This is a genomic window from Acidithiobacillus ferriphilus (assembly GCF_028215975.1).
Classification (GTDB): domain Bacteria; phylum Pseudomonadota; class Gammaproteobacteria; order Acidithiobacillales; family Acidithiobacillaceae; genus Acidithiobacillus; species Acidithiobacillus ferriphilus.
In genome coordinates this window covers 2,483,053-2,496,571 of sequence record NZ_CP116458.1, presented here as the reverse complement: position 1 = coordinate 2,496,571, position 13,519 = coordinate 2,483,053, and the positions used below count along the sequence as shown (strand labels likewise).

Here is a 13,519-nt window from a genome sequence, read left to right as displayed (position 1 = left end):
CAGTGGCCTGTATTTTAAGCAAAACTTCCGCTGTTTCGTTGTGGTGGACTACATGATTAGGAGAATAACGAATGTCTGACAACCGCAGAAGTAAGACTGTCACTCAGGGCGTGCAGCGCTCGCCCAACCGGGCCCTGCTGCGCGCGGTGGGGTTTGGTGATCAGGACTTCGACAAGCCTATCGTCGGCGTGGCAAATGCGCACAGCAGCATCACGCCTTGCAATGTCGGCATCGGCGCGCTCGCCGCGCGTGCGGAAGCGGCGCTCAAGGCGGCTGGCGCGATGCCGCAAACGTTTGGCACCATCACTATTTCCGACGGCATTTCGATGGGCACCCCGGGCATGAAATATTCGCTGGTGTCGCGCGAAGTCATCGCGGATTCGATTGAAACCGTCTGTCAAGGCCAGAGCATGGACGGCGTGCTCGCCCTCGGCGGCTGCGACAAGAATATGCCGGGTGCTATGATCGCCATTGCCCGCATGAATATTCCGGCGATTTTCGTTTATGGCGGCACCATCAAACCGGGTCACTACCAAGATCGTGATCTGACCATCATGAGCGCCTTTGAGGCGGTGGGGCAACACACCGTCCATAAAATCGACGACGAAGAACTGCTGGAAATCGAGCGTCGCGCCTGCCCTGGCGCGGGCTCCTGCGGCGGCATGTATACCGCCAATACCATGTCTTCCATCTTCGAAGCCATGGGCATGAGCTTGCCGTACTCCTCCACCATGGCGGCGGAGGATGCAGAAAAGGCCGAAAGTGCGGCGCAGTCCGCAGAGGTGTTGGTCAATGCGATCAAAAACCAAATTCTGCCCCGTCAGTTATTGACGCGGCAGGGATTTGAAAACGCCATTGCCGTGGCCATGGCAGTGGGGGGCTCCACCAATGCGGTATTGCATCTGCTGGCCATTGCGCATGCGGCACAGGTGCCTCTGACCATTGATGATTTCGAGGCGATGCGCAGGCGTGTGCCGGTACTGTGTGATTTAAAGCCATCAGGCCGCTATGTTGCTACCGATCTACATCAGGCGGGCGGCATTCCCCAGGTGATGAAAATATTGCTCGCCCATGGCGTGTTGCACGGTGATGCGCTGACCATCACCGGTCAGACTGTTGCGGAAGTTTTACAGACGGTACCGACAGAACCGCGCACTGATCAGGAGGTGATACGTCCGTGGAACAACCCCATTTATGCCCAAGGGCACCTCGCCATCCTAAAGGGCAATCTCGCGCCGGAAGGCGCTGTGGCGAAAATAACCGGCTTTATAACGCACAAGATCACTGGTCCAGCACGCGTTTTTGAGTCCGAGGAGTCTTGCATGGAAGCGATCCTGGCGCAGAAAATCAAGCCCGGCGATGTCGTGGTCATCCGCTACGAAGGACCCAAGGGCGGTCCCGGTATGCGCGAGATGTTGTCTCCCACCTCGGCGATCATCGGCGAAGGACTGGGCGATTCGGTTGGTCTCATTACCGATGGTCGCTTTTCCGGGGCGACGTACGGTATGGTGGTCGGTCATGTCGCGCCGGAAGCTGCAGTTGGGGGCACGATTGCCCTCGTCATCGAGGGTGACTCGGTGACTATAGATCCCGAACAGTGTTTGCTGCAACTCAATGTCTCTGAGGAAGAGATCGGACGCCGCCGCGCCGTCTGGCAAGCACCCGCACCGCGCCACACGCGCGGCGTGCTGGCGAAATATGCCAAATTGGTTTCCTCGGCAAGTAAGGGAGCTGTCACAGATTTATGAGCAAAACTGAATGGTATGTCTATGCGCTGAAGAGCGGCGCGTCCCAATCGGTCTTTTACCGCCTGCCAGCCCGCTCCGGTCATAGGCTTTCCATGGCGTAGTCGATACTGATTTCTCGGTCGGCCACAGGTCGGAAACGCCGGTTGGTGAAGGCCACATAGTCAGGGTGTTCGTGGTAGGAATTGATTACTTCCGGTGCTGCAAAACGCACCTGCCAACAGTAGCGGTATTGAGCGCGTTCTCTCATCGCCTTACCCGTAATCACCGACCGCACTCCAGGAATGGTGCTCAGCGCCTGCTGTCCCTCGATCATCATCGCGGTCACTTCTTTTTCAGAAATGCCGATAACGTTGTGGATGATCAGGTGTTCCACGGAGGTCCACGGACGACAGCATGCCAACACCTCGGCGGCCCGCCCGGCGGCGCCCCACACGCGCATACAGCGCTCAGCCTCGGCGCTGATCGCCGCACCAACGCCCTGAACCAAATCCAGGTAGCCAGCACCCGGCGCCGATTTCGCCCGGGCGCTGATCGCCGCGTTCGCGGCTTCAGCCAAAGCGGTAAAATAGTTGATCTTGGCCACGCCATGGACAATGAGTCGCCGAAATTGATCATCGTCGAGCCGGGTTCTGCAGTGGATTGCCAGAGGAATACCCAGAGCCTGATTGATGCTGCGCAGGCGCTGGATATCCAGCTTGGCTTTACTATTTGGACAGCTCTGTTCCGCCCGAATGGACACCACGAGGAAGTCCACTCCCGTGCGTTCGACAAAGCCCTTCGCCTCGGCCACAGTGGTGTAGGGTGCCGTGGCAGGATACCCCCCTTGGGGGTTTATATCCGCTGCGTCGGGGATGTAACCCAAGTCCCCTTCGACCGGCACACCGCAGGCATGGGCCATATCGACCACGGTCTTCGTATGCGTCAGGTTATCGGAGAAAGTCGACTGCGAGGCGTCCACCATCACACCGTTGCAACCCAGGCGGATAGCCCGCACCGCTGCTTCCAGGTTCGCGCTCCGGTCAAAATGGAGGGCCACCGGCACCGCGCTACGGCGTGCCGCCGCCTCTACCCCTGACATCAGCAGTTCGAAATCGTAGTGTTCCAGATGCGATTCGGCCAGAGAGAGGATTACGGGGGCGCGAGACCGCTCGGCAGCGGCCATGACACCCTCGACGAACTCCAGGCTCACGACGTCGAAAGCACCTACCGCGTATCCATGTGCATAGGCATGGCTCAGCAGATCTTTCATATGCACCAAAGGCATAACGCTATCCCCCGAATGAATCCTGGACGGAAAGATTTCCGTTCTGGTCGTCGCATCACAGGATCCAACCTCCGTAATGCCTGGCCCTGAACAAAGCGCTCACCCATTATCGTACGGCTGGTTTTTCATCGAGTGAGACCCATGTAGAGGATCGGCAATTTTTCGGGCAATCTCTGCACCTGATCCAGAACCACATAGTTGTTCGCGCCAAAAATGCGGGATACGTACTGGTCAGCCCTGGGATCGAGGCTCAGGCAGTAGGGAGAGATGCCGATTTGGGTCAGTTCTTCGACGGCTTTCTTGGCGTCATATCGCAGGTATTGGGGATCGCGCACATCGTTATCCGCCGGCTCACCGTCGGTGATCACCAGCAAGAGTTTTTTGTTGCTGGGCTGACGTTTCAAAATCGAGCCGGCATGGCGGATCGCCGCACCCATGCGCGTTGATAACTGTCCGCTCATGCCAGCCAGGCGGGATTTGGCATGGTCGTTGTAGGCTGCGTCGAAATCTTTGTAGCGAAAATATTCCACATCGTGACGGCCGTTTGAATCGAATCCGTGAATGGCGAAGGGGTCGCCTATTTTGTTGAGGGCATCGGCGAGCAGTACCGTCGCTTCACGTGCCAGTTGTAATACAGTGCTTTCCGAACCCTGCACCGGGTCATTGGTGGATTCGGACAGATCGATCAGCAGCAGTACTGAGAGATCACGCACCTTACGCACGTTGCGCATCATGATGCGCAGATCGGGCTGCTCGCCCATACGCATCTCAATCATGGCACGCACAGCGGCGTTCAGGTCGATTTCATCGCCGTCTTCTTGCTTGCGCAGGCGCTGCACCCCTTGCGGTTGCAACGCTTCGATCAGATATTTGAGTCGACCGATGACAGGCTTGTGCTTGGCCACAATTTCATCAATGATCTCCAAGGCGCCACTTTTGGCCCGCTTTTCCAGTACGGTGCACCAGCCTGGTCGCTCCAGTTGCATCTGGTAATCCCACTCTGGGTAATGATAGGGCTCCGGCGGTGGCTCGCGACCCTCTTGTTGATTGAGACTGGTGGATTCCTCATCGCGGAAGAATTCGCTGGATAGTACCCATATTTCGTTGGCATCATCGCCTGCGCCGGGCACGTCGATGGCATTGACCATTTCCATCACACTGACGTATTTGCGAATTTGCTGCGTGGTGACGCCAGCGATCACCTGCCCGACTTCGCGGATATCCTCGAACTCCCAAATATAACGGTTGTCGTCGCGATAGGGGATATCCGGCAGATCCGCGGTGCTTGAATAGACCACGCCAAGTTGCTGCATTTCCGCAGCAAGGTGCAAACCGACCTCACGCACCCATTCGGTGGAGCGCAAGCAATCCTGATGCCCGCTGAACATCTGGCGACCCATCGCTACCCAAGGATGATCATCGGAATATTCCGGGTCCAGCAGAGCATGTGCCAAGCGCGCCATCAAAGGCGCGGCATCGTTGCCGGATGCGGGCGTTGCCGTGTGTAGCGGCAACCAGATTTGCCCGAGCCCAGGAAATTGCTTGAGGGCGATGGCTTCCACGCGGGCATCCTCAACCAATCCGACCAGCGTCACCTGCATCGCATTGAGCCCGGCACTATCAAATTGGCGCGTGGTGTATACCTGATGACAGGCCGCGTGGGCGGCACTGGCGCGGTATAGTTCAATGCCGGAGGTGCGCGTTTCCTCACCTGAGGGTGTCAGCCATACCAGATCATCGTACGCATCGGGGAGATGGATAATGTATCCCTCGATGGAGGGGCGGTAGCCTTCGCGCCGCTCGAAGTCGCCACTGGTGGGGCGCATAAAGAAATCGCGCCCCCACAAGGCGCGCAAATACATGCCGATACGGCGCTGCACGTCAATGAACAGCGTGCCTTTGCGCTCCTTTTGCAGAACGCCCATGGATTCCGGGCTTTCCAACGCGAAATATTTTGCCTGGCCATCAAAATCGGTTTTGTGCGCCTGCGCGCCCCACAGCGCCCAGCGCCGCAGCCCGCCCAGAGTAAGCTGGCCCAGGAGTATGCTGAGGTGGTCCAGCATCGGACGCACCCCGCGCGGCGCCTGGGCGAGCAGGATGTCGAGCAAGTGCAAATAGGCACGGAACAGCTCCGGATCCCCCAATCGCGTGGCCGCCACGGGGCTGCTGGAAAACATCGCGGCGATGACGGTGGCGCTGGTCTTGGAATACATTTTGATCCCGGCAGCGAGCATGTCATGGACGGCATCTTCGCCCAGTTCGCGCGCCACCGCCGGTGCGCTTTGGATAAAGGACACCACCAGATCGGTGCCGCGTCCCAGGGACTTCAGGCTGGTCGCGCCATTCAAATAGTCGTTTTCCAGTCCACGCGGGGTGAACACCCGCGCCGCCTCATCCCAGGAGGCGCGCAGCACTTCGCTAGCGTGTTCCCCGAGTTCGGCCAATATGTCCTGGTATTTTTCGAGTTCGACCGCCATCTTTGGCTCCGGATATCAGAAGAATGTACTCACCGCCGCGTCGAGTGCGTCACGCATATCTGGGTCATCGGTGATCGGCCGAACCAGCGTCATACGGCATGCCGCCAATGGCGCCACCCCCCGGGTAATCAGGCTGCCCGCGTAGATCAGCATACGTGTGGAGATTCCCTCGTCGAGGCCATGCCCCTTGAGGTTGCGCGCGCGTTCGGCGATGGACACCAGTTTGCCGGCGATTTCAACACCGACATGGGTTTCGTGGGCAACGATCTCGGTTTCAATATCGTGGGCAGGATAGCTGAAATCCAGTGCACCGAAACGCTGTTTGGTCGACTGCTTCAAGTCTTTCATTAAGCTCTGGTAGCCCGGGTTGTAGGAAATCACCATCTGGAAATCGGGATGGGCCTGTACCAGTTCGCCCTTCTTTTCCAGCGGCAGCACACGCCGCGCGTCGGTGAGCGGGTGGATCACCACCGTCGTGTCCTGGCGGGCTTCCACCACTTCGTCGAGATAGCAGATGGCCCCAAAACGCGCGGCGATGGCCAGTGGGCCGTCCTGCCAGCGGGTGCCGGAAGCGTCGAGCAGGAAACGGCCGACCAGATCGGATGCCGTCATGTCCTCGTTACACGCCACGGTAATCAGTGGCTTGCCCAGTTTCCACGCCATGTATTCAACAAAGCGTGTTTTTCCGCAACCGGTAGGCCCTTTCAGCATCATGGGCATGCGCACCGAATAGGCCGCTTCGTATAGTTCCACTTCGTCGGCCACGGCGCGGTAATAAGGCATATCTTGAACGAGATATGGATCAATTTCGGGTGACATTATTTATTTCACTCCTGAAGCCAAAAATAAGGCATTTAATCGGGCCACACCCGCCGCGGATGCAGGCTCTTGTGACTCTCTGAGCGAGGTGCAGAGGGTCGTTTTTCCTCAGTTGGGTTCGATGATGATGGCAAAAGCTCCTTGCCCGGACGGCCTGTGTTCAAGGCATTCGCCTGGGTGTCTGGCGTCGGCGCTTCGACTTGCTGCGCTTGAACCTGGCGTACCCCTTGCGCCAGTTTGGATCCCAATTTCTTCACAGGCATAAGACCTCCTCAATGATCGCTTCCATATCCGCCACGGCTGCTTGGGCGCGTTTGCCCAGTCCGTAGACGCTCACCCCTTCGACCGCGGCGCCGCGATAAGCCGCTCGCCGCTGCATGCTGGCTTGCAATATCGGTATATCGAACTCCCCCATAGCCTCGCGCATGGCGCGGGACAGGGCATTACGGGATTCCATTTGGTTCAGTACCAAGCGTGCGCGCAGGCTCGGATTCCGTCGCCCGGCTTCGCTCACCGCGGCCGCCATCCCCACGCTGGCCCACAGATCAATCGGGGAGGGCAACACCGGAATTAATATCACTTGAACCGAGCGCATCACCGCAGCAACTACATCACCCTGAATAGTCGGTGGGCAGTCCACCATGACATAGCGGTGGGCGCATGCCAGTTGCGCGATCGTTGCGGAGGGATCATGGCCGGCCGGTGTTACCGGCGGCAGGCCGGTGTTAGCGGTCATGGCGACCCACTGACTGAGCGAACCCTGAGGATCGGCATCTACCAGGTGAGTGGACCCCCGCCGAGCCAAGCCCGCCGCGAGATTCAGCGCCAGGGTGGTTTTGCCCGTACCCCCTTTTTGGTTGATTACCGCGATGATGCTGTCCGCCATACTTGCTCCCGTTACCGATTCGCTCGGTTCGTCGCTTTAGGTTCCTTCCATGGCGGCCAGCGTTTCCATCTCGCCGATGAAACGGGTCTTGCACTCGGCCAGTAGAGCCTGAGCTTCGGCATCAATACTGATGTTGACGTAGGTTTTGCCAAAGCTCACATTCGGATAGAAGTCCTCGCGTTTGGACAGATCAGCCATTTGATCCAAAAAATGGCGTGTCTGGACGTAACTTCCAAACTCAAATCGCCAGTTCAGCGTGGGCAGGCGTTCCATTGGTCCTGATGAAGCCGCATTCGGATTTTTTACAGCGTTCATGCTATTGCTCCTTGATGCATCTCGGTCAACGGGTGATTCAGGTCGCGCAAGTGACCCAATTCCTCTTGCAGCAGACTGGCGAACAAGGCTTGCAACCCTTCCGCGCGCACGCGGGCGCAGTAGTGGGCGGCTTCCTCGTACAGGCGGATCACGTCGATCTCCAAGTCGCGATCGATCAGCAGCATCTCCTCCAGGGATCGACCCGGACGAATGGGCGGCAGTTGCGTGCCATTGGAAGGAATACCCAACATCAGCATGTGCTCAATCAACCGCTGCGCATGTCCGAGCTCCTCCTCCGCATCACGGCGGAAACGGCCACTGTATTCCCTCAACTGCCACATCGCGCTCAGACTGGACTGGGTGAGATACTGTTGCACAGCGGCCATCTCGGCACTGAGCGCGCGCATCAGGTAGCCCGTCATTCGCGGATCATTCGCCATGGCCACGCCGATACTAGCTGAGTGACTGGCTGACCACGCCGTCCAACCCGCTGTCACCGGCATCGGGCGCCTTCGGAAGTATGTTTTCCACTTCTGAATGTACGCGGGCGATGATGTGGGCGGCCACCAGGCCATCGCCGACGCGCTCACACGCATCCGCTCCGGCGCGCACCGCCGCATTGACCGCACCGGTTTCACCGCGCACCAGCACGGTGACATAGCCGCCGCCCACGAACTGGCGACCCACCAGACGCACTTCCGCCGCCTTGGTCATCGCGTCCGCCGCCTCGATCGCCGGCACCAGGCCGCGCGTTTCAATCATACCCAATGCTATTCCGCTGACGTTTGCCATTTTTATCACTCCATGTGCTACCGCTTCGGTTGATTCGTTTAAAGCACTTATTCCGCCGGATTGCTGGGCAGAATGTTTTCCACTTCTGAATGCACGCGGGCGATGATGTGGGCGGCCACCAGGCCATCGCCGACGCGCTCACACGCATCCGCTCCGGCGCGCACCGCCGCATTGACCGCACCGGTTTCACCGCGCACCAGCACGGTGACATAGCCGCCGCCCACGAACTGGCGACCCACCAGGCGCACTTCCGCCGCCTTGGTCATCGCGTCCGCCGCCTCGATCGCCGGCACCAGGCCGCGCGTTTCAATCATACCCAATGCTATTCCGCTGACGTTTGCCATTTTTATCACTCCATGTACTACCGCTTCGGTTGATTCGTTTAAAGCACTTATTCCGTCGGACTGCTGGGCAGAATATTTTCCACCTCACTATGCACGCGGGCGATGATGTGGGCGGCCACCAGGCCATCGCCGACGCGCTCACACGCATCCGCTCCGGCGCGCACCGCCGCATTGACCGCACCGGTTTCACCGCGCACCAGCACGGTGACATAGCCGCCGCCCACGAACTGGCGACCCACCAGACGCACTTCCGCCGCCTTGGTCATCGCGTCCGCCGCCTCGATCGCCGGCACCAGGCCGCGCGTTTCAATCATACCCAGTGCCACTCCGCTTACGTTTGCCATGTCAACTACTCCTTTTGGGGTTAAAAAACGGTTAATTCCCTGTCTGCCCAGCGCTGGGATCCCAATGATCGATGATCCCGGCGATGGTCAGGTCAGTCAGTATTCGGTAATCCCCTGCAGCGTAACGTGCCGCCGATCCACCCACGGCGATCACCCATTTGCCGGGCGGTACTCCCACCGGGTCGGCGGCCACGCTGAGCCTGCCTTTCGCATCGGCGAGCACCCGGAGCGATGCATTCTGCAGCCCGGCTATTCGCCGGGTGGCCACGAGATCAGAGACGACGCGCAAAATGTCCATATGAGATATTCTAATCTTCCGGCCAATGATCGATGATCCCGACGATGGTCAGGTCGCTCGGAAAGTCTTTACTGCCCGCCGCTTCCCGGGCAGCGGACGAACCTACGCAAATCACCCAGTCGCCAGCGACACAGCCCACCGCATCCACGGCGATGCTTCTCGCACCGCCCTTTTCCTTGACCACCAGCAGTGGACGGTGTCCCATTTCCTTGATCCGGTTGGTCGAAACCAGGGTTTTTTCCACCTGACAAATCTTCATCGTGCGCTCCGCAATGCTGAGGCGCCGTTCGCTTCGACCGTTTCGATCGGGCTGCCCGAGGGCTTGTCCTGCACGGTCATGCCGCATACCAGCAAACCCTGCCGATGCAATTCCGCATAGCGCGCCTCAATCGCGGCTTTGACCCGCTGACAGCGTTCTACGGTGCGTTCGCGACTGCCGGGCACGCGCTGGTCATAGCGGAAATGAATCGCCACCGGCACGGGCAGTCCATGCTGGACGTTGAGTTTATTAAAAATATGCAAACCCACGTCCAGATCAGGCACCCCTTCTTCCACCGTGTGCAAGTAAACGAAATACGCCAGGTTGCGTACCTGGAATTCCTCGAACCCGTCCCCCACGCTGATGAAGCGCTCGTTATGGCCAATGTCCGGGTAGCGGCCACCCCAGTTACCGCATACATACTCCACTTGTGACAGGTTGTTGATCAGTAGCGTGGCGATGAGTCGGCGCATGCCTTCGTGTGGCTCGCCGTTGCCCTTGCCCCAGCCGTCCGTAGCGCTGGCGGCTTGAATCGCCTGATACACTTTGAGTCGTGCGCTGTTGGCATCGTCGTTGACGGTTTCCTGATATAACGTCAGGTTGTCGACCCAGCGGTACAAGCTCATTTCCCCATCCGCATCGGGCACATGTATTTTGATGCTGTCGGTATCCGTATCGACCCCGATCAGCAAGGTATCCACCGAGGCGCCGCAGCAAAAACTGTTCTCTATGGCCTGACGAAATTCACGCAACCGTTCCAGGCCTGCTTCCGCCGCATCCCTTTCGTTGCTGTGATGGGCGGCGCAACCTTCGTGGGCGGGGTCGGAACTGCTCCAGTGGTACACCACTATTTTTAAGTACCGTGTGCCGGCATCTGCGGTCACCGGACGGCCTTCGCGATAGCGCATCAGTTCCGTCTCGATCCAGCGCTGGACGTTGGCCTCCACGTCGAACATGGCGCCGGCGTAAGCCTTGCGACTGCGTATCGCATCATCAGGCAGGCGCAGTATGTAGCGCACCAGCCCCTTCAGACGTCCGTCCGAGCACGGCGTGATATCCACCGCGTGGTAGCCACAGTCGAGTAAAAATGCACTCATCTCGTCCGAGTTCTGCGGCGGCAGCGCGACCTGCGTTTGCTCCGCCATGAGGCGAATGGTGTGCATGACGCATGCGCCATACAGCGCGCGCATATCCAGCTTGGCTATCCAGGCATCCTCCAGAATGCCGACGGGCAACGTGAAGCCGAGATCCGTGTCGGCAAGGCGCTGTGCGCGCTCAGGAAAATCGGCCTCATGCTGCAGGGCGGCAAGTTGCTTCAGCGCCGGAATGATGGCGGCGAAGTGCCCCTTTATCGCTTGCTCGTGGGCCAGCAGGCGGCGGTTCTCCGACTCATTGCTGAGCGGGTGCCGACAAGGTCGTCCCTGGTCCGTAGCGCAAGCCGGGTTGGGCGCAGGCATTGGACTATGCGGATGTTCCCGTGATGCGAATGCCCGCGAGGGCGAGCGCGCTTGCAGCGTGCTGGCCGGCGTACCCAGGCCGTAAGGTGGGCGCGTTGCTCCTGGCTGAGGGCTCACATGCCGCCCTGGACGGTTTCTCGTATTCATCGCGATCTCTGGTCCGTGCTTCGTGGATGGGCGTGTAACCGCCGCTGGTATCACATTAACCTCGTGCACCACCGGAATAGGTGATAAAAGAGCCTCTGGCATCATTGCCGCTGCTGCCGGTCACTCGGCTGATGGGCAATTCCGGCCGCTCGCGGTCTTTCATTTGAGAAGCCCCAGGCACCGCAGCGCGCTGTTCTCCGCGCAAGGTCGGGTTGCGGCGCGTGGAGCTGCCCTCGGTGCCGGTAATGCTTTCATTGCGCCTCCAGGCCGCTCCCGTGATGGCAAAACCCCCTTCACGCCCGTCCCCGGTAAGGCGATTGCGCGGCGCTTCCCGCGTTGCGACCACCGGCGCGGCGCTATGGGCCTCATCCCGATAACGGAACTCGGGGGTGCCGGAAACCAGACCCGCCGCGAGATTCACCGGACCGGTGATGCGTCCGACCGCGCCATAGGCCGTGCCGGTTACGCGGCTGAGCGGGCTGTCCTGCGCACTGCGCGCGGGGGTCGTGACGCTAAAATTTCCGCGGATCGCCGCCACCTCCGGGGCAGCGACTGTCGCTTGTGGCGCATCGGCCGGAGCACGGGTGAGGGGATGCATCCGCGTTCCCGCACCCCCCTGCGGTACCCGTTGATCCGCACCACCATAGGGCGTTCCACTTAAAACCAGTCCTTCACCACGGGCGGAACCCGTCACCTTGCTGTCCGGCCCTAAGCGGATGCCCGTCATCATCGCACCGGCGACACCGCTTCTGCTGGCCATCAAGGCCCGTGCGCTGGCCTGGGAATCGGATGCGCAAAATGCCGCGTACTGATCGGGACCGGCGTATTCCGTGCCCGTGACCGGCTGGCAACCGCCGTATTCATCGCCGGTGACCTTGGGGCTGCGTTCCACCGAAGTGCCGGATACCGGCTGCTCGTGCCAGGTGCGCATCACACCGACTTTTTCCGCTCCGGGAACGGGCTTGCGGTTACAGGCTTGATATTGCGCCAGTCCGGCAGATTCTGTGCCCGTCACACTGGCGCAGGCCCCACGTTCCGTACCCGTCACGCGCTCTCCGGGGGCCGTTTCCGTACCGGTCAAAACCTGCTCGCGTAGCGTACTCATCACGCTCACCTTGTGCGGAGCGTTGCCGCCGTCGCGACACAGGCCGCCGAACGACTCCGGCTGGTAATATTGGCTGCCGGTGAGCTTGCGGCAGGATCCGGATTCATCCCCGGTCACCCTGACGCTGCGTCCGACTTCGGTTCCACTCACGCGCTGACCAGCCTCGGTGGCGCTTACGCCGACCTTGGCCGGCGTAAGCGCCGGCCGGGTTGCGCAAAAGGATTCAAATGTGTCGGCGCTGAGATATTCGGTGCCGGTCACGACCTTGCAGGCGCCGTGTTCGTCGCCGGTGACCTTCACGCTACGGCCCATCTCCGCACCACTTACGCTCTGGCCTCGGGCGGTACGGCCTACGCTCACCTTGGCCGGAGCCGGCTCGGGGGTGGCGGCGCATAAGGTGTCGTATTGCTCGGCGCCGATATATTCCGTGCCCGTGATGGCACGGCAACTGCCCGGCTCGGCACCGGTGACCTTGGTGCTCCGCTCCACCTGGGTGCCGGTCACAGATGTGCCACTCAGGGTCGTCCCTTGCTCCACTTTGGCAGGTACTGCAGGCTTCTGCCGGGTCCGACCGCTGGGTCGGCACGCCGGCTGGTCGCCGCGTCCTTGCTGGCAGAGCACGTCACGGCGCCTCTGGGCTGCGCCGCGCCCGCGCAATCCCGTCGCCGCACCGGACGTGGATGCGTTGTTGTTCTGCGATGTACGCGAAACACGGGCCCGAGATGGCTCTGATGGCTCTTCTGCCATTTTCCCCTGACGGGAAAGCGCGCGACGCCGCTCCTGGCAGAGTTTGCGCACCGCAGAGGCGCTCGGCCCGGCCACCGATGCCGGATCTTCGTCTACCAGCGCGCATACCGCTGCGAGCAACGATTCCCGCTCGGCGCTTTCAGTGGCCGCCTTCCCCTGGCAGCCGCAGCGCTCAGAAGAGGCGGCGCCTGGCGCCGCGGCAAGCGTTTCCACCGGCGCGGTGGTCACCGGCAGGTCTGAGGCAAGCACACGAATCCCCGCGCGTGCCGCAGGGTTGGTCTGCGTCGCTTCTATGGCGCCACCTTGCGACAAGGCTGCACGGCGGGCACGGGAAAGCGACCTGCCGGTAGCCCCCGGCGTCGCCATGGCCGCCGTATTGCCCGTTGTCCGCGCGGCGGACTTCGCCCCCAGTGCGGCGGCACCGTTGTGCGACAACGCCCGCCGCCGCTCCAGCGCGGCGGCACGTGTCGAGCGCGGGGACGCCGTATTGTTTGCCATAGAGTCGCTCATGCCTTGA

15 protein-coding genes are annotated in these 13,519 nt (G+C 60.5%); 1 reads left to right on the top strand and 14 read right to left on the bottom strand.

Annotated elements, in window-relative coordinates:
- Positions 1-71: 71 nt before the first annotated feature.
- The gene (gene ilvD, locus PJU76_RS12570; protein WP_271779787.1) at positions 72-1,748 is read left to right on the top strand and encodes a dihydroxy-acid dehydratase; all 1,677 of its coding nucleotides are present in this window, start codon (positions 72-74) and stop codon (positions 1,746-1,748) included.
- A gap of 79 nt (positions 1,749-1,827) precedes the next feature.
- Here the strand turns inward: ilvD and PJU76_RS12565 are convergent, their stop codons facing one another.
- From PJU76_RS12565 to PJU76_RS12500, 14 genes are all read right to left on the bottom strand, one after another.
- Complete coding sequence (locus PJU76_RS12565) at positions 1,828-3,012, bottom strand: class II fructose-bisphosphate aldolase (protein WP_271779786.1); 1,185 nt, start codon at positions 3,010-3,012, stop codon at positions 1,828-1,830.
- Between the two features lie 125 nt (positions 3,013-3,137).
- Positions 3,138-5,489: a nitric oxide reductase activation protein NorD gene (locus PJU76_RS12560; protein ID WP_271779785.1), complete on the bottom strand. Its 2,352-nt coding sequence runs from the start codon at positions 5,487-5,489 to the stop codon at positions 3,138-3,140.
- Positions 5,490-5,504: 15 nt separating this feature from the next.
- The gene (locus tag PJU76_RS12555) at positions 5,505-6,308 is read right to left on the bottom strand and encodes a CbbQ/NirQ/NorQ/GpvN family protein (protein ID WP_271779784.1); all 804 of its coding nucleotides are present in this window, start codon (positions 6,306-6,308) and stop codon (positions 5,505-5,507) included.
- A 35-nt stretch (positions 6,309-6,343) separates the two neighbouring features.
- Complete coding sequence (locus PJU76_RS12550) at positions 6,344-6,571, bottom strand: hypothetical protein (RefSeq protein WP_271779783.1); 228 nt, start codon at positions 6,569-6,571, stop codon at positions 6,344-6,346.
- Entirely contained in the window at positions 6,562-7,194 is a 633-nt protein-coding gene (parA, locus tag PJU76_RS12545) for a ParA family partition ATPase (RefSeq protein WP_271779782.1), read from the bottom strand. Before parA ends, PJU76_RS12550 begins: the two co-directional genes overlap by 10 nt.
- Before the next feature lie 36 nt (positions 7,195-7,230).
- The gene (locus PJU76_RS12540) at positions 7,231-7,509 is read right to left on the bottom strand and encodes a hypothetical protein (RefSeq protein ID WP_271779781.1); all 279 of its coding nucleotides are present in this window, start codon (positions 7,507-7,509) and stop codon (positions 7,231-7,233) included.
- A complete protein-coding gene (locus PJU76_RS12535; RefSeq protein ID WP_271779780.1) occupies positions 7,506-7,949 on the bottom strand; it encodes a ferritin-like domain-containing protein in 444 nt (147 codons plus the stop codon). Before PJU76_RS12535 ends, PJU76_RS12540 begins: the two co-directional genes overlap by 4 nt.
- A 13-nt stretch (positions 7,950-7,962) precedes the next feature.
- Positions 7,963-8,301: a BMC domain-containing protein gene (locus PJU76_RS12530; RefSeq protein WP_271779779.1), complete on the bottom strand. Its 339-nt coding sequence runs from the start codon at positions 8,299-8,301 to the stop codon at positions 7,963-7,965.
- A 47-nt stretch (positions 8,302-8,348) separates the two neighbouring features.
- Positions 8,349-8,645 (bottom strand): BMC domain-containing protein, encoded by a 297-nt coding sequence (locus tag PJU76_RS12525; RefSeq protein ID WP_271779778.1) that lies wholly within the window; start codon positions 8,643-8,645, stop codon positions 8,349-8,351.
- Positions 8,646-8,692: 47 nt separating this feature from the next.
- The gene (locus PJU76_RS12520; protein WP_215854667.1) at positions 8,693-8,989 is read right to left on the bottom strand and encodes a BMC domain-containing protein; all 297 of its coding nucleotides are present in this window, start codon (positions 8,987-8,989) and stop codon (positions 8,693-8,695) included.
- 31 nt (positions 8,990-9,020) lie between these two features.
- The gene (locus PJU76_RS12515) at positions 9,021-9,287 is read right to left on the bottom strand and encodes a carboxysome peptide B (RefSeq protein WP_064220051.1); all 267 of its coding nucleotides are present in this window, start codon (positions 9,285-9,287) and stop codon (positions 9,021-9,023) included.
- 10 nt (positions 9,288-9,297) lie between these two features.
- Positions 9,298-9,546 (bottom strand): carboxysome peptide A, encoded by a 249-nt coding sequence (locus tag PJU76_RS12510; protein ID WP_064220052.1) that lies wholly within the window; start codon positions 9,544-9,546, stop codon positions 9,298-9,300.
- Positions 9,543-11,003, bottom strand: coding sequence for a carboxysome shell carbonic anhydrase (locus PJU76_RS12505; RefSeq protein ID WP_271779777.1), 1,461 nt, complete (start codon positions 11,001-11,003; stop codon positions 9,543-9,545). Before PJU76_RS12505 ends, PJU76_RS12510 begins: the two co-directional genes overlap by 4 nt.
- A 202-nt stretch (positions 11,004-11,205) precedes the next feature.
- Positions 11,206-13,512 carry a CsoS2 family carboxysome shell protein gene (locus PJU76_RS12500; RefSeq protein ID WP_271779776.1) on the bottom strand — a complete coding sequence of 769 codons (2,307 nt, stop codon included), beginning with the start codon at positions 13,510-13,512 and terminating at the stop codon, positions 11,206-11,208.
- Positions 13,513-13,519 lie beyond the last annotated feature (7 nt).